This window comes from Cryptosporangium minutisporangium (assembly GCF_039536245.1).
GTDB classification, from domain to species: Bacteria; Actinomycetota; Actinomycetes; order Mycobacteriales; family Cryptosporangiaceae; genus Cryptosporangium; species Cryptosporangium minutisporangium.
The window spans coordinates 20,245-41,325 of sequence record NZ_BAAAYN010000094.1; the positions used below are offsets into that span (position 1 = coordinate 20,245).

Genomic DNA, 21,081 nt, shown 5'->3' on the forward strand with positions numbered 1-21,081 from the left:
AGAAACATGGATGCTGTCGCCCTCGGGGTCGGCGTACTCATCGCCGTCGCCTTAATCGTCGTGCTCGGTCTCACCATGATGGTGAGTCGGCTGTTCAAGAAGGTCGAGCAGGGTAAAGCCCTGATCGTCTCGAAGGTCCGGAAAGTAGACGTGACCTTCACCGGCGCCACCGTCGTACCGGTATTGCACCGGGCCGAGATCATGGATATCTCGGTGAAGACGATCGAGATCGCACGGACCGGCCGGGAAGGCCTGATCTGTCGCGACAACATTCGCGCCGACATCCGGATCACGTTCTTCGTCCGCGTGAACAAGACCGTGGAAGACGTGATCAAGGTCGCGCAGGCTATCGGTACCGCGCGGGCCAGTAACCAGGAAACGCTTCAGGAACTGTTCAACGCGAAGTTCTCCGAAGCGTTGAAGACCGTGGGTAAGCAGCTCGACTTCGTCGACCTGTACACGCACCGCAACCAGTTCCGCGACCAGATCATCGCGATCATCGGCACCGACCTGAACGGGTACAGCCTCGAAGACGCCGCGATCGACTACCTCGAGCAGACCCCGCTGAACCAGCTCGATCCGGCCAACATCCTGGACGCCCAGGGCATCCGGAAGATCACCGAGCTGACCGCGATCGAGCACGTGCGCACGAACGAGTTCCAGCGCACGGAGGAGAAGGAGATCACCCGCCAGAACGTCGACGCGCGGGAGGCCATCCTCGAGCTCGAGCGCCGGCAGGCCGACGCGGAGATCAAGCAGCGGCGCGACGTCGAGACCAACCGCGCCCGCGAAGAGGCCGAGATCGCCAAGGTGCAGGCCGAAGAGCGGCTGAAGGCGCAGAAGGCGCACCTGACCACCGACGAGGCGCTCGGCATTCAGAACGAGAACAAGGCGCGGGAGATCGCGGTCGCGGAGAAGAACCGCGAACGGGTCCTGGCGATCGAGACCGAGCGGATCGAGAAGGACCGCCTGCTGGAGGTCATCGCCCGCGAGCGCGAGACGCAGCTGACGACGATCTCCAAGGACAAAGAGGTCGAGGCGGAGAAGCGCGCGATCGCGGACATCATCCGGGAGCGCATCGCGGTCGAGAAGACCGTCGCCCAGCAGGAAGAGGACATCAAGAAGCTGCGCGCGATCGAGGAGGCCGAGCGGCTCCGGCAGACGCTGATCATCCAGGCCGAGGCCGAGGCGCAGGAGAAGCTGGTCAAGGACATCAAGGCCGCGGAGGCTGCCGAGCAGGCCGCGGCGCACATCGCCCGCGAGCAGCTGGTGCTGGCCGAGTCCCGGCAGCAGGCCGCCGAGCTCGACGCGAACGCGAAGATCCGCCTGGCCGAGGCCACCAAGGCCGAGGCCGCGGCGGCCGGGCTGGCCGCTGTCCAGGTGCGCGAAGCCGAGGCGGACGCGATCGAGAAGGGCGGTCTCGCCGAGGCCGTCGCCGAGCGGGAGAAGGGCCTCGCCGCCGCGCTCGTCGCCAAGGAGCGGGGCCTCGCCGAGGCCGTCATCGCCAAGGAGAAGGGCCTGGCCGAGGCGAGCGCCGCCAAGGAGAAGGGCCTCGCCGAGGCGGAGAGCATGCGCGAGAAGCTGAAGGGCGAGGCCGAGGGTCTCACCGAGAAGGCCGCCGCGATGGCCGCGCTGGACGACGCCACCCGTCAGCACGAGGAGTACCGTCTGCGGCTGGAGGCCCAGAAGGAGGTCCAGCTGGCGAACATCGACGTCCAGCGGCAGATCGCCGAGGCGCAGGCCACTGTGCTCGCCACCGGCCTGGAGCAGGCCAACATCGACATCGTCGGTGGTGACACTGTCTTCTTCGACCGGTTGATGGGCTCGATCGCGCTCGGCAAGGGCGTCGACGGCTTCGTCCAGCACTCCGACGTCGCGAGCAAGCTGACCCAGCCCTGGCTGGACGGGTCGGCGAGCTTCACCGACGACCTGAGCCGGGTTCTCGGGTCGGTCGACAGCGCCGACATCCGGAACCTGACGCTCTCGGCGCTGCTGATGAAGCTGATCAAGTCCAACGGCCCGGACAGCGCGAAGCTCGGTGAGCTGCTGGGCTCCGCCCGCCAGCTCGGCATCGCCGACACCCCGCTGTCGCAGCTGACCGCACTGAACGGCGTCAAGACGGCGTGACCGACGTTCTGACCGAGCCCGCCGGCGGTGCCACCGCCGGCGGGCCGGGCCCCGAAGCAGCGACCCCCGAACCGTCCGCGCCCGGCCTGGACGTCGGCACGTACGAGGTCCTCCGCAACCGGCTGAGGGCTCAGGCGACCGATCTGGCCGGCCAGGTCGAGGCGCTCAACGCCCGTCGGCTGGAGGTCTTCGGCGGCACCGAGCTCCGGCTCGCCGGCACCGCACAGATCCGCACCACGCACAACTGCGTGCCGCGGGACATCGCGGCGGTCGGCGACCGGCTGCTCTTCGGTTACAACGCCTACCTGGGCATGAAGCCGGAGACCACGGTCGAGGACGTCTTCGCCGTGCACCGCTTGGTCCGCGACGGCGACCGCCTGGAGTTCGAGCAGCTCGAGAACGACGATCTGCTCACCCAGGACCAGTTCGTCCGCGACCTCGCCGAGCAGTACCGGTACTACCGGGAGAGCTCGCTGCTGCAGCTGCGCCGGCTCGACCCGCTGCTGCTCGCGGTGTTCCGTACCAGTCCGCGTGCCGACGACAACCGCGTGCTGCGCTGGCGCCTCGAGCTCGACGGTAGCGCCGACTACGTCGACAACAAGGGCGAGCGCGATCACGTCTTCCCCGCGCCGCACGACTTCACCTGGGTGGAGACCACCCGCAACGACCACGTGCTCGGCCGGCACCCGCACATCTCGATCGCCGGCGAGGTGTTCGTCGAGACGATCGGCGGCGACCTCACGATCAAGGTCGAGAACAACACCGAGTCCGGCGAGGGCATCTACACCGAGCCGGTCGACGAGCCGCTGCAGAGCCTCGCCGACGCCGACGTCGGGTACGCGCGGGTCGGTCCGCTGATCCTGCTGCGGATCCGTCCGTACAAAGAGGACGCCTGGCGGTACCTGATCTTCAACACGCTCACCCGGGACGTGTTGCGTCTGGACGGGATCGGTCAGGCGTGCCAGCGACTGCCCGAGGACCAGGGCATCATCGTCCCCGGTGGGTACTACCTCGCCACGGGCGTCCACCGCGTCTTCGACCAGGACACGACCGGCCTGGAGTTCGAGCGGGTCGTCCGCTCGACCAACGGCGAGGACGTGCTCTACGTCTTCCACAGCCGGGTCGACGGCCGGTACCTGCTGCTTCCGTACAACGTCATCCGCAAGGAGATCGCGAACCCGATCGTCAGCCACGGGTTCGCGTTCTATGACGACGGCACGCTGGTGGTGCTGCGGGCCACCGCGTCCGAGCCGACCCGCATCCACCACCTGCAGGTCTGGCAGACGCCGTTCCTGTCCGACGCCTACGCGGCCGCCCAGCCGGTGGGCACCGGGCCACTGGAGCGCATCGGCAACGCCGACCTGGTGCGCGGGATCTCCGACCTGCTCTCGGTCGCACGGATGGCCGCGGACACCACACCCACCGCAGCCGCCTTCGACGCGCTGATCGCCGCGTGCCGCCGAGTCATCGACCGCTACCACTGGCTGGCCGAGAACGACGCCGGCGACCTGGCCGCGCCGCTCCTGCAGGTCCGACGCACGGCCGAGCAGGTGCGGGACGAGTTCGAGAAGGTCCAGAGCCTCACCAAGCAGGCCGAGGAGTCGCTCGCCGAAGCCTCCGGCGCGATCGGCACGCTGATCCGCGGCGTCCGCACCGAGTCCCCGACCACGGCCGAGGACTGGGCAGCGCAGCTCGCGTCGCTGCGCCGGGCGCAGGGACGCCTGGTGGGGCTCCGCGAAGTCCGCTACGTCGACCAGGCAGCGGTCGACGCGCTCGCCACGGAACTGACCGACGAGTTGGCGACCGCCGGTCGCCGGGCGGTCGAGTTCCTGCGCGGCGACGGCGCGTTCGACAGCTACGAACAACAAGCTCAACAGCTCACGGCGGACGCGGAGGCGATCGCGTCCGTGGCCGAGGCGACGCCGCTCTCCGAACGGCTCGACCAGCAGTCCGACGGGCTGGCGGTCGTCACCGAGGTGCTCACCTCGCTGGAGATCGACGACGCGAACGTCCGCACCGAACTGCTGGCGCGGATCAGCACGGTGCTGGGCAGCATCAACCGCGCTCGCGCCACGTTGGACGCCCGGCGACGCGAGCTGCTGGCCACCGAGGGACGGGCCCAGTTCGCCGCGGAGTTCGCGCTGCTCGGGCAGGCGGTCACCGGCGCGCTGGCGGTCGCCGACACCCCCGACGCGTGCGACGAGCAGCTCGCGAAGTTGATGGCCCAGGTCGAAGGTCTGGAGTCCCGCTTCGGGCAGTTCGACGAGTTCCTCGGGTCGCTGGCCGAGAAGCGCGAGGACGTCTACGAGGCGTTCTCCGCCCGCAAGCAGGCGCTGCTCGACGACCAGCAGCGCCGGGCGAACCGGCTGGCCCAGTCGGCCGACCGCATCCTCGGCAGCGTGCAGCGCCGGGCCACGACGCTGGCGTCGCTGGAGGACGTCAACACCTACTTCGCGACCGACCCGATGGTCGGCACGCTCCGCGGCCTCATCGGTGAGCTGCGGACGCTCGGCGACCCCATCCGTGCCGAGGAGTTCGAGCGGCGGCTGTCCACTGCGCGCCAGGAGGCCGGCCGGTCGCTGCGGGACCGTACCGACCTCTACGACGGCGACACGATCCGGCTGGGCAGGCACCGGTTCGCGGTCAACACGCAACCGGCCGAGCTGACGCTGGTTCCGCACGAGGGCCGGCCGATGTTCGCGATCACGGGTACCGACTACCGAGCGCCGGTCACCGACCCGACGTTCGCGGCCACCGCCGAGTTCTGGGACCAGCCGCTGGTGTCCGAGGACGCGACGCTCAGCCGGGTCGAGTACCTCGCGGGTTCGCTGCTTCTCGCCGCGGAGCGCGACGGCACGCTGGAGGCGCTGCGCACCGCGCCGGACCTCACCGAGGTGGTTCGCACCGCCGCGGCCGAGCGGTACGAGGAGGGGTACGAGCGCGGCGTGCACGACCAGGACGCCGCGGCGGTGCTCGGCGTCCTGCTGGAACTGCACACCACCGCGGGGCTGCTGCGGTACCCGCCGAGCGCGCGGGCCGCGGCCCAGCTGTTCTGGGCTCACGGCGTACAGGAGGCGGCACGGACGCGATGGGCCACCCGGGCTCGGTCGCTCACCCGTGCACGGCAGCTCTTCGGTACCGCCGCGGGGCTCACCGCGCTCACGGCCGAGTTGGCCACCGCGATCACGGTCGCACTCACCGAGCACGACCTGCCCGACGTCGAGCAGCCCGCCCTCGCCGCCGAGTACCTGATCGCCGAGCTCGCGACCGAGGCGTTGGGGTTCGTCACCGGGCCGTCGGCGGCGGCGCTGGTGGCCGGTTTCGAGCGGACGCTCGGCCCCGACCTGTCCGTTCTCGACGCCGACCTCAAGGCACTCGGCGACGACCTGGCCGGCCGGTACCAGCTGGTCAGCGCGTGGCTCTCCGCGTACGCGGCCGGCGGGACGGCGTCCGCTGAACCGTACGGCGAGGACCTCGACGAGGCGGTCGCGTTCCAGCTCGTCGGCGACGCCGTCCCGCGGCGGGCCTCCACCGCGACGCTGGAGGCGCGCGTCGACGGCCTGCTCAGCGACCACACGCGTATCTCCGGGCGGGCACTGAACGTCCGGCTCGACGACCTGCTGGCGCGGGTGCGCCGCTTCGCCGACGTCCGGGTGCCGGCGTTCCGGGCCTACCACCAGCAGCGCAACGCGGTGGTCGCCGCGGAGCGCGAGCGGCTGCGGTTGGACGAGCTGAAAGCCGGGGTGCTCAGCTCGTTCGTCCGCAACCGGCTGGTCGACGAGGTCTACCTGCCGCTGATCGGCGACAACCTGGCGAAGCAGCTCGGCACCGTGGGTCCGGACTCGCGGACCGACCAGATGGGTCTGCTGCTGCTGCTCTCCCCGCCCGGGTACGGCAAGACGACGCTGATGGAGTACGTCGCGAGCCGGCTGGGTCTGGTGTTCGTCAAGGTCAACGGGCCGGCACTCGGACACGAGGTGACGTCGCTGGATCCGGCCGACGCGCCGAACGCGGCCGCCCGGCGCGAGGTCGAGAAGATTTCGTTCGCCCTGGAGCTCGCCAACAACACGCTGCTCTACCTCGACGACATCCAGCACACGTCGCCCGAGCTGCTGCAGAAGTTCATCTCGCTCTGCGACGCGACCCGTCGGATGGAGGGTGTCTGGAACGGCGAGACCCGCCGCTACGACCTGCGCGGGAAGCGGTTCGCGGTCTGCATGGCCGGCAACCCGTACACCGAGTCCGGGCAGCGGTTCCAGGTGCCGGACATGCTCGCGAACCGGGCCGACGTGTGGAACCTCGGCGATGTGCTCTCCGGGCGCGAGGAGCTGTTCGGGCTGAGCTTCCTGGAGAACTCGCTCACGTCGAACCCGGTGCTGGCACCGCTGTCGACCGGCGCGCCCGCCGACGTCGAGTTGCTGGTGCGCCTCGCCCGGGGAGACGCCACCGTCCGCCCGGACCAGCTGTCGAAGGCGTACTCGTCGGTGGAGTTGGACCAGATCCTGTCGGTGCTGCGCCATCTGCTGCGGATCCAGCGGGTGGTGCTCGCGAACAACGAGGCGTACATCGCCTCGGCCGCGCAGGCTGACGCGTCCCGCACGGAACCGCCGTTCCGGCTCCAGGGCTCCTACCGGAACATGAACAAGATGGCGCAGCGGGTGCTGCCGGTGATGAACGAGACCGAGCTGGAAGCCCTCATCGATGACCACTACGTCGGTGAAGCCCAGACACTGGCCGCGGACGCCGAGGCGAACCTGCTGAAGCTCGCCGAGCTGCGCGGCTCGTTGACGCCGGAGCAGGCCGAGCGGTGGGTCGCCGTCAAGGAGGGGTACCTGCGGGAGCGGGCGCTGGGCGGGTCGGACGATCCGCTCGGCCGGGCGGTGGGCGCGGTCGGGCTGCTCGCCGACCGGGTCCGCGACGTCGAGCAGGCGATCACCCGCCTACACGGGGGACCGCGCAGTATGTGACCGTTGCCGAATGCGCCGGAAGCTCCGGAGAGCGGATGCCCCCAGGGCGACGAGAGCGGTGCCCATCGGGCGTCGGCACGTCGCCCTGGGAAGCGCCGCGCGCCGCCTGTCGGCCGCCCTCGTCGGACTGACGCTTCTCCTCGTGCCGGGCGCCGACACGACCCGCGAGGAGGACGCGGCTCGGTCGGCCGCCTCCGGCGAGCGGGTGCAGCGGACGATGGGCACCTGGATTCCGTACTGGAGCACGCAGACCGCCTATCGGACCGTGCTCCGCAACGCGGACCTGTTCGAGTACGCGAGCCCGTTCTGGTACCAGACCCGCGGTGTCACCACGATCCGGGCGCGCCGCGGCGCAGGCAACGCCGACCTCGTCGCCGGCCTGCGCCGGAAGGGCCTGGCCGTCCTGCCGACGGTGACGCTCGGCCTCACCACGGCGCAGTGGGTCACCGCGATGGGCCCGGACGCGAACCGGCGCGCGCACGTCTCCACGCTGATGCGACTGGCGAGCCGTTACGACGGGCTGGATCTGGACTACGAGTCGTTCACCAAGACCTCCGACGCCCGGGTCGCTAACCAGGTGCGCTTCACGTTCACCGCCATCGCCCGGGACCTCTGCACGCGACTGCACGCCCAGAACAAGCGCTGCACGATCACCGTGATGGCGCGCACGAGGCCGGCACCCGTGAAGTTCCGGGGGCCCAATGCGGCCTGGGTCTACGACTATCCGACGCTGCTGGAGTTCGCTGACAAGCTCCGCGTCATGGCCTACCACGAGCACGGCGCGGGGAGCCGCCCCGGACCGATCGCCGGCACCGAATGGGTGCGCCGGGTCGTCCGCTTCGCCACCGACGCCGCGGACCAGGTCGGTGCTCCTCGTTCGCGGGTGGAGATCGCGCTGCCCGCGTACGGCTTCGACTGGCCGCTGCCGCGCGGACGCGGCAAGAGCCGTACCACCGCGCAGATGGAGGCGCTCCGCGTTCGGGTCGACGCGCCCCGCCGGTGGGATCCGGTGGCCGAGGAGTACTCGTTCCGGTACGTCCATCGTGGAGTGCAGCGGATCGTGCACTACCCGGAGGCCCGGTCGACCCGCCACAAGCTCGACGTCATCCGGCAGGCCGGTGCCCGGTACGGGTTGTGGTGCCCGGTCGGGGAAGATCCGGCGGTCTGGGAGGAGGCTTTCCGACCCGCCTCTACTTGGTGAGCTCCGCGGTCGGTTCGTCCGCCGCGCGCGCCCGGCTGCGTAGCGTCCGCACGGCCCAGAGAACCAGCGCGGCGGCGAGCAAGCCGACCACCACGAACCCGCCGGTGCTGAGCACGTCCTCGATCCTGCGGGCGGCCGACCCGAGGGCTACGCCCAGACTGATGTGCAGCAGCGACCAGCTCGTAGCACCGAGGATCACGGCGGGGAAGAAGCGGCGCGGCGCGAGCCCCGCGCTACCGGCCGCGGCGGGTGCCAACGCACGCACCGCGGGCAGGAAGCGAACGAAGAACACCGCCCACGCGCCGCGACGCTGAAGCGTGTCGGCGGCGCGGTCCCAGAGCGTCGCCCCGTAGCGGCGGATCAGTCGGGTCTCGCGTAACCGCGGACCGTACCGACGGCCGATCAGGTACCCGATCGAGTCCCCGAGCACCGCACAGGCCGTGACCACCGCCCAGAGCGCGAGGAACCGCGGCGCGCTGGTAGCGGTGGTCGAGGCCACCAGCAGACTCGATTCGCCGGGAACGACCAACCCGAGACCGAGCGTGCACTCGCCGAGCACGAGCAGTCCGGCTACGGCGATCACCGCCGGCGGCGGCAACGCCTGCAGCCAGTCCAGCATGTCGCCAAGCATTCGCACACTCCCCGACGTTCGACCCGGTACCGCCGCTCAGCGACGCTAGGTCGAGCCTCGCAGCGAAAACATGACCTTTCGTCAGGGATCAACCCCGACTTCCGTCGGAAGTGATTGGCTGAGTGCATGCTGCCCTGGGATACCGAACTGGCCGGTGAGCTGACACGACAGACGATCGACTCGACGCTGCTCCGGGGTAATCCCCTGGGGGATCCACACGAGCGCCCACTCTGGGTCTACACGCCGCCCGGCTACCACGCCGATCCCGCGGCGCGGTGGCCCACCGTCTACGTGATCCAGGGCTACACCGGCCACCTCGGCATGTGGGCGAACCGGATGCCGTACCGCCAGCCGTTCCCGGAGACCGCCGACGCGGTGTTCGCGTCCGGTGAGGCGCCCGGCTGCATCGTGGTCTACGTCGACGCCTGGACCGCGTACGGCGGCTCGCAGTTCGTCGACTCGCCCGGCACCGGGCCGTACCACTCGTACCTCTGCGACGAGGTCGTGCCGTGGGTCGACGCGCGCTACCGGACGATTCCGCAGGCGTCGTCGCGAGCCATCACCGGCAAGTCGTCCGGTGGGTTCGGCGCGATGATCACGCCGATGCTGCGTCCGGACCTGTTCGGGGCGTTGGCCACGCACGCCGGGGACTCGCTCTACGAGTACTGCTACCTGGGTGAGTTCGCCAAGGCCGTGCGGTACCTCCGGGAGTACGGTGGCGACATTCTGCGCTGGTGGGACGAGTTCCGATCGCGGACGTCGTTCACCAAGGAGGCCGACAACACGCTGCTGATCCTGCTCGGCTGCAGCGCGTGCTTCTCCGCCGACGAGGACGGCACTGTGCGGCTGCCGTTCGACCCGGTCACCGGTGAGCTCGTCCCCGAGCGCTGGCAGCGGTGGCTGGACTGGGACCCGGTACGGATGATCGACCGGCACGCGGACGCCCTGCTGTCCCAGCAGGCCATCTGGATCGACGCGGGCACGCGGGACGAGTGGTTCCTGGATCTGGGAGCCGAGGCGTTCCGCACCGGTCTGGCCCGGATCGGCGTCCCCGACGAGAAGGTGCACTTCGAACTCTTCGACGCTGCCCACGGCGGTATCGACTACCGCTACCCGAAGTCCCTGGCGTGGCTGGCCCACCGCCTCGCCCGCTGAGCGCGCTCGCTAAGCGGCTTCTAGACGGTAGATCGTCGTGTCGGCGTGGCGGTAGTAGACCGACCAGCGGGGGGACGCGTCCAGAGCCTGGCGCAGGGCGTCCACCGAGCCGTCCGGGAGGTAACCGAAGTACTCGACGGTCCTGCGCATCTGCTCGGTGACCACGAGGAACGTCTCGGTGCCGCCGAACGACGCCGCCCACGTCTCGATCGCGCGCAGCTGATCGGCGTCGAGTGTCAGGTGCCGGAAGCTCGGCTCGTCGATGATCGACGGGTCGACGCTCCGGCCCGGGTTGAGGGCGGCGTAGTCGGCCGTCAACCGGGCCGGGAACGCCGCCGCGACCATCGTCGTGGTGGAGCCGGCCGGGGCCTGCGTCACCAGGTACCGGGCCGCGCGGACGTCGGCCGGCGCGACCACGTGCAGTTGGAACTGACCTTGCAAACCCTGGAGGCCCGCGAGCGCGAGCACCGTCAGCGCCAATCCGGCCGCACAGCCGCGCCACACCCCGGGCCGCAGCAGGGCCCACCACGACGCGGCGAGCATCGCGCACCACGGCAGCGAGAACAGGAACACCCGGTAGATCGCCTCGCCGCCGTAGCTCTGCAGGAGCAACAGCAGGAACGGCGTGAAGCCGAGGACGAGCGGCATGATCACCCGACCGAGTCCTCGGCGGTGTCGCCAGCCGACCACCAGCGCGGCCAGCCAGACCGCGAACGCGAGCGTCCTGGCCACGATCGCGGAGAACTCTTGCGGCGCGCTTCCCCATCCGCTGGTGTTCCCGGACGCGTTCTTGAAGAGGTCGAAGCCGTCGAAGAGGTGGTACTGGCTGCTCACGCCGCCTAGCCGCGGCAGGAAGTAGCCGCCGGCCACCACGGCGAGCACACCGATCAGCCAGTACGGACGGATCAACCCGAGCACGCTGAGCACACCGATCCCGAACAGCAGCAGGTACGGCGTCAGCTGGTGCGCGCTGGTGATCGCCGCGAACACCAGCACGATCGCGGCCAGCAGTGGCCAGCGCGGCCGGTCCCGCACCGAGGGCGCGTCCCGGACCAGCAACAGTCGCAGCCGCTTGAGGCGCCCAGCCGTCCGGGAGGCGGGCAGCCCACGACAGCCGTGCATCAGCAACGCGAAGAGCCCGAGGCTCAACGCGTACGCGAACGCCTGCGGGGAGAAGTAGTTCTGGTCGACCCACAGGCAGGCCGTGAAGAGGAGCACGGTGAGGTAGACCGCGCGGGTGTTCCGGCTCAGGCCGCGGACGACGGCCGCGACGAGGACGACGTCCAGCAACCCGAAGTAGAGCGACGACCAGGCCACGAAGCGGATCGGCGCCACACCGGCGACGCTGGAGAGCTGCGCTACGGCCGCGAAGAACGCCGGCCACTCCTGGTAGATGTCGTCCTGGTCGAGCACGACGCCGTGCTGCTGGATGAACTCGACGACGCCCAGGTGCTTGTACGTCCAGGAGTACTCGGGCAGCGCCAGCATCAGCGGGGCGGTGCCCCACATCTCCAGCGCGAGGACGCCCACCCCGGCGAGCAGCACCGACAGGCGCGCGCGTCCGAATACCTCGACGCCGCAGCCGAGGCACGTCATCGTCAGCGCGGCGACGAACGGGGCTCCCAGGCCCGCGGTGAGGCCGTACGGACCGATCTGGTCCGGGTCTGCGCGGACCACGGTGACCAGCCAGAGCAAAGCGCCGACCGCCAGCAACGTCGGGGCGAGCACCGCCGATCCGATCCGCACCGGGGCGGTCGGCTCCGCCTCGGGCGATCCGGCGTCCGCCTCCGCACGGGGTCGGTCCGGAGCGGAGGGTCCGGGCCTACTCGGGCGGCGCGGCGATGACGGGCTCGTGATGCGGAGTCGGGCGAGCGCGAGCCCAGCCGTGAGCACCAGCGTCACCACGGTCGCCGCCGACGGATGCCACGCCCCGGCCCACACCATCGACGCCGCACCCACGGCGGCCAGCGCCAGGCTGAACGTGATCGCCAGCGCCACCGCCAGCACCCGGTCGACGATCCGCAGGTGCGCCACTATCGCGGCGCCAGGTCCTGCGGTGGTGAACGCCAGCAGCAGCACCAGCCGCGCGGGCCCGTGCGGGATCAGCAGCGCGACCGCACCGGCGATCGCGAGCACCAGTGCTACGGCCGCGAGTCCGGTGTCGGTCGAGCGCGGTTCGGCGTCCACGGCGTCGCGCGGCAGCGACGACAAGAGAGGGGTGCCCACTCGGTCATTCTGTACCTATTTGGGCGTATTGCCGGTAACCGACCGAAGCCGAGCCACCAAGCCGGGCAGCAGGATGACCGCTCCGAGCGCCTGCGCGCCCACGTAGGCCAGCCCGACGCCGGGCAGGCCGAGGACGGGCATCAGCACGACCGCACCGCCGAGGAACACCGCCGCGGTGACCGCCTGCACCAGCACCACGGGCCAGAGCCGGTTCGCCAGCATCGCGAGCGCCGAGTACACGATGACGACCGCGGTGAACGGAAAGCTCAACGCGGCGATCCGGAGCAGGCTCCCACCCCCGTCGGCGAACGCGCCGCCCTGCACGAGCAGCAACGTGGGGCCGAACGCCACCAGCCCGACGGTGCCCGCGGCCACGACCGCGGCGACCAGCCCCACCGTGCGGGGCAGATGCTGCGGGAGCCCGTCCGGGTCCCGGCCGGCCTGGGCGAGGAACGACATCATGATGTTCCAGACCAGCGTCTGGAGCGTGATCACGATCAGCCACGGCACCGCGAAGTAGGCGTTCGCGACCGAGCCGGACAGGTGCAGCACGAGTACCGGCGGGATCAGCGTGACGACGTTGCCGACCAGGTTGTTGACGTACTCGGCAGCCACGAAGCTACCCAGCTGCGCGGGCCCGGGGAGCCGGGACTCGCCGCCCGAGCAGGTCGGTGCCAGCCGCGCGAAGATCCCGAACGTCACCACGACGACCGCGATCGCAGCGGGGATGCACCACGCCGCCGCGATGCCCAGCCGCGACCCGGACGCGACCAGGGCCACCAGCAGGACCAGCTTCGCGCCCGACGTCGTGACGTGCTTGGTGACCACCGAGCCCGCGCGACCGAACGTGGTGAGCACGCCGTCCTGCACGTAAAACAGCGCGAAGACGGCGACCGCGAGCACGAAGCCGAGCGGATCCCACGACCCAAGCCCGAACCCGGAGCCCAGTCCCAGCAGGAGGTACGCCGAGCCGAACAGCAGCGACGCGGTGAGAACCCCGGCGTAACCGGACGCCAGGAACGCAGCGGTGCGGTGACCTGCCTGCGGCAAGAACCGCACGAACACCGACTGCAGGTTCAGCTGCGCGATCCCGGAGACGAGTGCGATCGCCGAGACGGTCGCGTTGCCGTGCCCCACCGCCTCGGTCGGGTACAGGCGTGCCGCGACGACCCAGAACACCATGTTCAACGCCGACGCCAACACGGTCGAGGACATCAGCGCGGACGCCTGTCGAACGACGGCTGACGACCTCCATCCGGACGCGGGGCGCGCGTGCTTTCCGGCGCGCCGCCTCCGCGTCGACGCCCCGGAGGCGATCGGTTCCGGGGGCGCCAGCGTCATCGCAGACCGACCGCGGCCGGGCTGGCCACCGGGCCTGGCCGCCGCCCGCGGAGTGCACGCCGTCCCTGGAAGTACCGCCACGGGCCAGCCAGCATGCCACGGCGGTTCGCAGCGAACAGCTCACGCGGGAAGTCTGCCTGCACGGTGCTGACCCGGACGCTGTCGGAGCTGGTGAGGTCCTTCCATGCGCGGGGCACCAGCCGAACCAACTCGGCCAGCACCCGCGGGTCCTGCCGGATCAGCGCGGCGTAGAACGCGGTGAGCCCGGCGCCGTACCCGGCCATCTGGGTCCGCAGCCCCTCCACGTCGGCGCGGTGGACGTGGCGGACCAGCGCCGCCGGCCGGTACAGCGTGGTGGCACCGCCGTGCAGCAGCCGACTGAACACCAGCGTGTCCTCGCCGCCCTGCGCGGGAGTGCCCGCACCGAGCGCCTCGTCGAAGCCGTTGAGGCGGCGGAGTGCCGCGAGACGGAAGGCCATGTTCGCTCCGACGCCGTACGCCGGCAGCGGGTACAGCGGGCTCTGCGCGGTTGTCGGACCGAAGTCGTCGGGGGTGAATCCGCGCCCCTTGCTGTGGCCGCCGAACTGCTCGAACCAGACCTGAGCTCGGCTGCGCAGCTCGGCCGGGACGACCGCGCCGGACACCCCGGCCGCCGCCGGGTTCTCGACGAACGCGCGCGCGATCTCGGCGACCCAGTGGGCGTCGGCGCGGACGTCGTCGTCGGTCCAGGCGACGACGTGCTCGCCCGGTTCGTCCTGCAGCTCGGCGAGCGCCCGGTTGCGTGCTCGGGACAAACCCGGACGCGGCTCGACCGTGTAGCGAATCGCGAGGCGGTCGGCGAACTCGTCGACGACGCCCCGGGTGCGGGCGCTGGTCGGCGCGTTGTCGACGACCAGGACGTCGAAGCCGCGGTACTCCTGCTCGGTGAGGCTGGCCAGGCAGGCGCGGAGCTCGTCCGGGTGCTCACGGGTGCAGATCACGACGGTGACCGGCGGGGCGAACGCGAGCGCGCGGGCTCGCCCGGCCAGGAACGGAGGAGTCCTGATCGGCGGGGTGCCGTCCGAGGTGAGTGCGTCCGGTTCGAGCCCGACCTGGGCGAGCCGCCGGGCGAGCGCGTCCGGGGCGGCGTTCCGAGCGGCGGCCAGCACCTCGTCGGGGCGAAGGCCGGTGGGTGGGATGTCGACGGTCACCATCGCGAGCGGCTCGGTGAAAAGCCGAACGACGAGCCAGGCCTGTTCGCGGCGAGTTCCGGACGCGTCAAAAGCCGCGACCGTCGGCAACGGCCCAGACAGCTCGACGTCCAGTACAACGCTCATCGGAACACCCTTCGGGACGGACGAGGCGTTGCACATTCGTGGGCCCTGGAGCGGCTCGGAGTGTGCAACGCTTCGGCTAGGTCAGCTGGTGGCCCAGGTGGGCGGCGGTCAGCCGGGCGACGCGCCAGGCGGGCTGCAGGGCGCGCTTGGCGACCGGTGCGAAGCCCGGTTCCCCACACTCGACCAGGCGGCGTACGTCCGCCGGCGTCGAGCCGGGGCCGGGCTGCAGACGTGGCAGCGCGAACCGGTCGTCGGCGGGGCGGGCCAGCCGTCGTCCGATCATGCAGGCGTTCGCATAACCCGCGTCGGCGACCGCCCGCCGCACCCGACGGCTGGAGTAGCCGTGCGGATAGCAGAACGACCGCACCGGCACCCCGAGCCGCCCGGCCAACTCGCCGCGGCTGCGGACGAGCTCGGCCACCAGTACCTCGGCCGGCAGCGTGTCCATCGGACGGTGCTGCCGTGAGTGGCTACCGATCTCGACACCGGCCGCGGCGAGCGCGGTGAGCTGGTCCCAGTCCAGGTACCCGTCGGTGCCGACGGTGCCGGTCGGGACGTAGAGCGTCGCTCGGGCGCCGTACTCGGCCAGCACCACGGCGGCGTTGAGGAAGTCGGCGTAGCCGTCGTCGAACGTCAGCGCCACGATCGGACGATCGGCGTCGGCGGCCTTGGCGGACAGCGCCTCGCTCAGCCCGAGTAGCTCCCACCCGTCGGCGGTCAGCGTCGCGATCTGACGGCGGAAGTCGGCCACCGGCACTCGCAACGGGTCCGGCACCGGGTCCGGAGTCGCCGGGATCCCGTGGTACATCAGGATCGGCAGCGCGCTCATCGGGACCGCACCAACCCGAGCGCGAACCCGAGCCCGGTCGTCGCCACCCCGGCCAGCACCATGCCGGCTTTGGCGAGTCCCACGGCGTCGCCCTGCCGTAGGTAGGCGCGGATGCCCTGGGGCAGCACCCGACGCAGGTAGTTGCTCTCCTCCGACAGCGCCTCGGCGCGGTCGGACCGGCTCCGGGTGAGCGTGGCGAGCCCGGCCTTGCCCCGTCCTTCCAGCCAGCAACGGCGCAGGAAGAAGGCCACACCGGATCGGTCAGCGGGCACGTGGTGACGGATCACCGCGCTCGGGACGTGCAGCCAGAGCGCGCCGGGCGCGGTCCGGGCCATCCGGAGGCACAGTTCGGTGTCCTCGGGTTCGGACAGATCGCCGACCTTCCCGAAGTCGGCACGGAATCCACCGACCGCGACGAAGACCTCCCGGCGGACGATCATGCTGGCGGCCCAGACGTTCCGGACGGGGTACGGCTCGGGGCTGGTCGCGGGCCGCGTCGCTCCGATCACCCAGCCGAACTCACGGGGGAACCAGCGCGGTTCGGCCTGGTGCCACACCGGCAGGATGCGACCACCGGCACCGACCACCCGCTCCGCTCCGGGTGCGGTGAGCGGTGCGACGAGGGCCGAGAGCCAGCCCGGGTCGGCGTAGGTGTCGTCGTCGAGGAACACGACCAGCGGTGTGGTCGCGGCCAGACCGATCGTGTTCCGGGAGCCGGACGCGCCGCGCTGGTGCTGGTTCTCCACCACCGCGATCTCGTCGCCGTAGTGCTGGGTCAGACGCTGGTAGAGCGCGGGGTTGTGGTCGACGGCGACCACGATCCGGTGCGGGTGGTCCTGTGCTTGCACCGAGGCGATCGTCTCGATCAGCAGGTTCCAGCGCGCCTCGGAGTAGCAGGCGATGCCGACGGTCACCGGGATCGCCGGGATGCCGGTCATCAGGCAGCGCCCTGCAGGCGGGCAGGCGTCGGGGCGAGAGGGGTCACGACCGGGGCATCGACCGGGACCGGAACCACCTGAGCGTTCGTGGTGGACGCCGCGCGGACCGGCAGCCCTCGGCTGAACCGCTCGCGCACGATCGTGACGAGGACCCGCCAGCCGTCGCGGAACGTCCGGAGGTTGCTCTCGCCGTGCAGCCGGTCGTACTCGAAGCTCGGTACCTCGGCGATGACCATGCGCGACCGGGCCACCCGGATGTTGATCAGCGTCTCGACCTCGAAACCGTCGCCCCAGCGGGCCTCGGCGGTGTGCGCGGACGCCAGGCCGAAGGACCGGATCGCGCTCCTGCGGAAGGCGTTGTAGCCGTAGCAGAGGTCGGTGTAGTGGGTCCGGAAGAGGACGTTGGTGAGCGTGTTCAGGCCCCAGTTGCCGACCTGGCGCAGCCGGCTGATGTCGTCGCTGCCGCCGCCGGTGACGAACCGGCTGCCCTTGACGTAGTCCGCGCCGTTGTCGAGCTCGGCCACGAACGCCTCGATCTCCGCCGGGTCCATCGAACCGTCGGCGTCGATCATGACGACGTAGTCGCCGGTGGCGGCCTCGAAGCCGGCGGCGAGCGCGTTGCCCTTGCCGCGGCGGGTCTGGCGGACGACCCGGGTGTCCGGCCGGACCGCGAGGGCGGCCTCGACGGTCCCGTCGACCGAGTCGGCGTCGACCAGGACGACCTCGTCGATGTAGTGCGGCAGGGCACCGAGCACGATCGGGATGTTGCGCGCCTCGTTCATCGTGGGAATGACCACGCTGATCGTGTGCCGGGTCGGACGCTCGGTTAACTTCGCGGCCTTCTGGAACATCGCCGATCTCCCCTGCCCTTGAGTTCGTCGCAAGGGAAGAGCACTCAGAGTGATGCCCTGATACGGCGGATTTCTGCGACGGCCGTCACAGTGGCGCAGTGGAGAGACACTGGAGGCATGCCCCTCATACGGCTGGTACTCAACGTCCTGTGGCTGGTCCTCGCCGGCTTTTGGCTGGCAGTGGGCTACGCCATCGCCGGTTTGATCTGCTTCCTGCTCATCGTGACGATCCCGTTCGGGGTCGCGTCCTTCCGCATCGCCGGTTATGTGCTCTGGCCGTTCGGCCGGGAGATGATCCGTAAGCCCGGCGCGGGAGCCGGTGCAGCATTACTCAACGTGATCTGGTTCGTCGTCGCCGGGTGGTGGCTGGCGCTGGGTCACCTCTTCACCGCGGCGGCGCTCGCGGTGACCGTCATCGGGCTGCCGTTGGCGTGGGCCAACCTGAAGCTGATCCCGATGTCACTGGTGCCGTTCGGTCGCGAGGTGGTCGACAGCGACCGGCTGATCGCGGTGCCCGTGCTGCAGCCGCAGCACTGATCGCAGGGTTCGGGTGGCCACCGTCAGCCAGAGCACGGTGAGCAACCCGAACAGTGCGATTGCGGCGGCCACCAGCAACTGCGAGCCGGTGCTGGTGGCCAGCCCGGTCGTCCCGGTCACGAGCGTCCCGACCGGGAACGTGAAGCTCCACCAGGGCAGACCGAACGGCATGCCTTGCCGGAGCGCGCGGAGCGTCAGTGCCGCCGCCAACGCGAGCCAGAACATCGCGAAACCCCACACCGGCACCCCGAACAGCAGCGCAAACACCGGGGCAGCAGGGAGCGCGTCCCGGGCGGCCTCGGCCAGGAGGTGCGCTGCGGTGATCGATTGGCCGAGCGGGCCGAGGACGATCCAGAGCGTCGGGGTCGTTCCGGCCGGCATCGGCGGTCGAGTGAGCAACCGTCCCCACAAGTGGGCGACGACCAGGAACGCCGCCAGGAGGCTCGCGCCGAACAGCGCGTAGGACACCAGGAGGAGTTCGCTACCGAACGAGACGTGCGGAGCCAGCAGCGCTCCGTTCGCCGCCGACACCATCGGCGGCACGACCGGCATCAGCCAGCCGCCGAACACCGCGTCCGGCCCCAGGCGATGACGGGTGATCATCAGGTACGGCACGAGGACCGCCGTCGCCAGGCCCATCGCGGTGCCCACCGACCACAGGACCACGTCGACCGCGACGGCGAGCGGCAGCGGGATCCAGTCGGAGCCGAGCAGTAGGGTGCCGCCCCCGACGGTCATCAGCGCCATCGGCGGAGCGCCGTAGAACTGCACCATCACCGGGTCGGCGACGTGCGCACGGGCGCGCCTCCACTCCTTTGCGGACGCGACGCAGAGCGCGACGAGCAGGACGGCGGCGAGGAGCCAGACGAGCCGCGCGGCGGGGCGGAGCCCGGGTACGTCGACCGGCAGTCCGGCCGCCGCGACGGCGACGATGCCGGTGCCCATCACGGCCGCGAACCAGTTCGGCCCCCACCCACCGGCCCGAATGTCCGCCGCAGAGGTGGGCGCCGCGGCGGCAGGCGCGGGCCTGGACGCAGGCGATGCGGGCGCGAGGGCCGCAGGCGCCGGCGTCGGCGCGAGGGGTGGAGTGAGCGTCGTCGCGCGACTGCTGGCGGCTGCGCCCCGTCGCACGACGGGGCGCAGGGACGGGGCCGTACGGGAGCGCGTTCTCACGGGCTCCAGCGTCAGGCCCCACCGGCCGGGGCGGTAGCCGTCGATCACCGCTGAACTCATAAGCTGCGGTTATGCCGCTCCCGCAGCTCTTCGCCGATCTCGGCAGCTTCGACCTGCTGCTCTCGGTCGCCCGGCTGGGGAGCGTCGGCCAGGCAGCCCGCGAGCACGGCGTCTCCCAGCCCGCGGCGAGCGCACGCCTACGCCAACTCGAGCGGCGCCTCGGGATCGCGTTGCTCAACCGCACGCCGCGCGGCTCGACGCTCACCAGCGAGGGCGCGCTCGTCGCCGACTGGGCGCGCACCGCCATCGAGGCCGCTGAGGCCCTCGCGGCCGGGGCCGGCGCGCTCCGGACCGCCCACGACAGCACGCTCCGCGTCGCGGCGAGCCAGACCGTAGCCGAGTACCTACTGCCCGGCTGGCTGGTCGCGGTACGCGCCGCCCACCCCGAGCTCGGCGTCCGCCTGGACGCGGTGAACTCCGCCGACGTCGCGAGGCGGGTACTCGCCGGTGAAGTCGACCTGGGCTTCGTCGAGGGCCCCGACCTGCCGGCCGGATTGCACGCCGAGACGGTCCAGGACGACCGGTTGGCAGTCGTCGTCGCACCCGGACATCCCTGGACGCGACGCCGACGCGGGATCTCGGTCGCGGAGCTCGCCGCCGCCTCGCTGGTCTCCCGGGAGGCGAACTCCGGGACGCGCCGGGCACTGGAGAGCGCACTGCACGCCGCCGGGGCAACCACGATCGCGCCGCCGCTGCTCGAGCTCTCGTCGACCACCGCGATCAAACACGCGGTCGCGGCCGGCAGCGGGCCCGCGGTGCTGAGCTCGCTGGCGATCGCGGGAGAACTCGGCACCGGCGCCCTGGTCGAGATCGGCGTGAAGGCCGAACCCGGAGCGCCCCCGCTCGAGCTGCGGCGCCGGCTCCGCGCGGTCTGGCCGACCGGCCAACCTCTCTCCGGCCCGGCACGGGACCTGTACGCGATCGCCCGGAAGTAGCCGCCTGTGGTGGTGCGGCGCCACCCGTGATCCCGCGCCGGTCCGAAGTGCACCGTGCTCGTTCCTGAGTATTCACTCAGAGAACCGTGATCGCTGCCCTCAGTGGTTGCCGCCCGGGGTCGGAACGACAAGAATGTAAGCCACGTGTTCTGGCCGACCTGTCGGCGATGACGCGTGTTCATCGGCGTGCGCACGGTGGGATGGTGGCAGGACGTGCTCGACTTCGGCTTCTCGTTAGCGATCGCCGCGGTCGCGATCGTCCTCACGATTGCCCTGGCCAGCGCGCTCTTACCGGTCGGCGCAGGTCTCGGCGGCGTCGCCGTCACGTTCCTCGGGCTCACCGGTGCGCTCTCCGGATACTCCGCCTGGCGCTGGGTTCGCTGGGTGAGGTCGCGAGTGGAGCGCATGCACTGGTCGGTCACCGCAGCGTTCGGCGCAGCGGCAACCTCCTCCGAGCTGTACGCGATGACGCGGTTGGCAACCGATTCGCTGGTCGGCATGCCTCAGCAGCTCGCCGGGCTGGCCGGATTCAGCCTCCTCGCGGCGATCACGGTGGCCGTCACCGGCGTCACCAGCCTCGGCCAGTACCAGCGCGCGATGACCGACCAGATGCTCGCCCGATGGGCCGAGCGTCGCCTGAGCCGCCTCTCCGCCGGCGCCCTCACCGCCGCCTGAGTCACCCCCTCCGAGGGCCCGCACCGCCGCGACATCGCACTCGCCCCACTCGCGCACGGCCGCCGTAGCCGCGGATGTCGCGCCCTCAGGGCAGCGCACACAGTGGTTGTCGCGCCCTC

At 71.0% G+C, this 21,081-nt stretch carries 15 protein-coding genes; 7 read left to right on the top strand and 8 right to left on the bottom strand.

Features of this window, described 5'->3' with window-relative positions; genetic code table 11:
* Positions 1 to 6 precede the first annotated feature (6 nt).
* From ABEB28_RS41705 to ABEB28_RS41715, 3 genes are read left to right on the top strand one after another with little or no spacing between them, the layout of a single operon-like run.
* A complete protein-coding gene (locus ABEB28_RS41705; protein ID WP_345733854.1) occupies positions 7 to 2,127 on the top strand; it encodes a flotillin family protein in 2,121 nt (706 codons plus the stop codon).
* On the top strand, positions 2,124 to 7,094 hold the full coding sequence (locus tag ABEB28_RS41710) for a DNA repair ATPase (RefSeq protein WP_376980594.1): 4,971 nt from the start codon (positions 2,124 to 2,126) through the stop codon (positions 7,092 to 7,094). The genes ABEB28_RS41705 and ABEB28_RS41710 overlap by 4 nt, the downstream gene beginning before the upstream one ends.
* 58 nt (positions 7,095 to 7,152) lie before the next feature.
* On the top strand, positions 7,153 to 8,295 hold the full coding sequence (locus ABEB28_RS41715; RefSeq protein ID WP_345733855.1) for a glycosyl hydrolase family 18 protein: 1,143 nt from the start codon (positions 7,153 to 7,155) through the stop codon (positions 8,293 to 8,295).
* On the opposite strand, the gene ABEB28_RS41720 is transcribed toward ABEB28_RS41715, so the two are convergent.
* Positions 8,285 to 8,926: a DedA family protein gene (locus ABEB28_RS41720; RefSeq protein WP_345733856.1), complete on the bottom strand. Its 642-nt coding sequence runs from the start codon at positions 8,924 to 8,926 to the stop codon at positions 8,285 to 8,287. The genes ABEB28_RS41715 and ABEB28_RS41720 overlap by 11 nt on opposite strands.
* A gap of 126 nt (positions 8,927 to 9,052) precedes the next feature.
* On the opposite strand from ABEB28_RS41720, the gene ABEB28_RS41725 reads away from it, so the two are divergent.
* Positions 9,053 to 10,081 carry an alpha/beta hydrolase-fold protein gene (locus ABEB28_RS41725; protein WP_345733857.1) on the top strand — a complete coding sequence of 343 codons (1,029 nt, stop codon included), beginning with the start codon at positions 9,053 to 9,055 and terminating at the stop codon, positions 10,079 to 10,081.
* Positions 10,082 to 10,090: 9 nt separating this feature from the next.
* Here the strand turns inward: ABEB28_RS41725 and ABEB28_RS41730 are convergent, their stop codons facing one another.
* The 6 genes from ABEB28_RS41730 to ABEB28_RS41755 form a co-directional block, all read right to left on the bottom strand.
* Positions 10,091 to 12,307 (bottom strand): hypothetical protein, encoded by a 2,217-nt coding sequence (locus tag ABEB28_RS41730; protein WP_345733858.1) that lies wholly within the window; start codon positions 12,305 to 12,307, stop codon positions 10,091 to 10,093.
* Positions 12,308 to 12,322: 15 nt separating this feature from the next.
* Positions 12,323 to 13,522 carry a lipopolysaccharide biosynthesis protein gene (locus tag ABEB28_RS41735; RefSeq protein WP_345733859.1) on the bottom strand — a complete coding sequence of 400 codons (1,200 nt, stop codon included), beginning with the start codon at positions 13,520 to 13,522 and terminating at the stop codon, positions 12,323 to 12,325.
* A gap of 122 nt (positions 13,523 to 13,644) precedes the next feature.
* The gene (locus tag ABEB28_RS41740; protein WP_345733860.1) at positions 13,645 to 14,964 is read right to left on the bottom strand and encodes a glycosyltransferase family 2 protein; all 1,320 of its coding nucleotides are present in this window, start codon (positions 14,962 to 14,964) and stop codon (positions 13,645 to 13,647) included.
* A 76-nt stretch (positions 14,965 to 15,040) separates the two neighbouring features.
* Entirely contained in the window at positions 15,041 to 15,793 is a 753-nt protein-coding gene (locus ABEB28_RS41745) for a polysaccharide deacetylase family protein (RefSeq protein WP_345733861.1), read from the bottom strand.
* Positions 15,790 to 16,731, bottom strand: coding sequence for a glycosyltransferase family 2 protein (locus tag ABEB28_RS41750; protein ID WP_345733862.1), 942 nt, complete (start codon positions 16,729 to 16,731; stop codon positions 15,790 to 15,792). Before ABEB28_RS41750 ends, ABEB28_RS41745 begins: the two co-directional genes overlap by 4 nt.
* Complete coding sequence (locus ABEB28_RS41755; protein ID WP_345733863.1) at positions 16,731 to 17,582, bottom strand: glycosyltransferase family 2 protein; 852 nt, start codon at positions 17,580 to 17,582, stop codon at positions 16,731 to 16,733. The genes ABEB28_RS41750 and ABEB28_RS41755 overlap by 1 nt, the downstream gene beginning before the upstream one ends.
* A gap of 117 nt (positions 17,583 to 17,699) precedes the next feature.
* On the opposite strand from ABEB28_RS41755, the gene ABEB28_RS41760 reads away from it, so the two are divergent.
* Entirely contained in the window at positions 17,700 to 18,119 is a 420-nt protein-coding gene (locus ABEB28_RS41760) for a YccF domain-containing protein (protein WP_345733864.1), read from the top strand.
* Here the strand turns inward: ABEB28_RS41760 and ABEB28_RS41765 are convergent.
* Positions 18,042 to 19,250: a TDT family transporter gene (locus tag ABEB28_RS41765; protein WP_446684881.1), complete on the bottom strand. Its 1,209-nt coding sequence runs from the start codon at positions 19,248 to 19,250 to the stop codon at positions 18,042 to 18,044. The genes ABEB28_RS41760 and ABEB28_RS41765 overlap by 78 nt on opposite strands.
* A 113-nt stretch (positions 19,251 to 19,363) precedes the next feature.
* On the opposite strand from ABEB28_RS41765, the gene ABEB28_RS41770 reads away from it, so the two are divergent.
* Positions 19,364 to 20,287 (top strand): LysR family transcriptional regulator, encoded by a 924-nt coding sequence (locus ABEB28_RS41770; protein WP_345733866.1) that lies wholly within the window; start codon positions 19,364 to 19,366, stop codon positions 20,285 to 20,287.
* 174 nt (positions 20,288 to 20,461) lie between these two features.
* Positions 20,462 to 20,962 (top strand): hypothetical protein, encoded by a 501-nt coding sequence (locus tag ABEB28_RS41775; protein ID WP_345733867.1) that lies wholly within the window; start codon positions 20,462 to 20,464, stop codon positions 20,960 to 20,962.
* Positions 20,963 to 21,081: the final 119 nt, after the last annotated feature.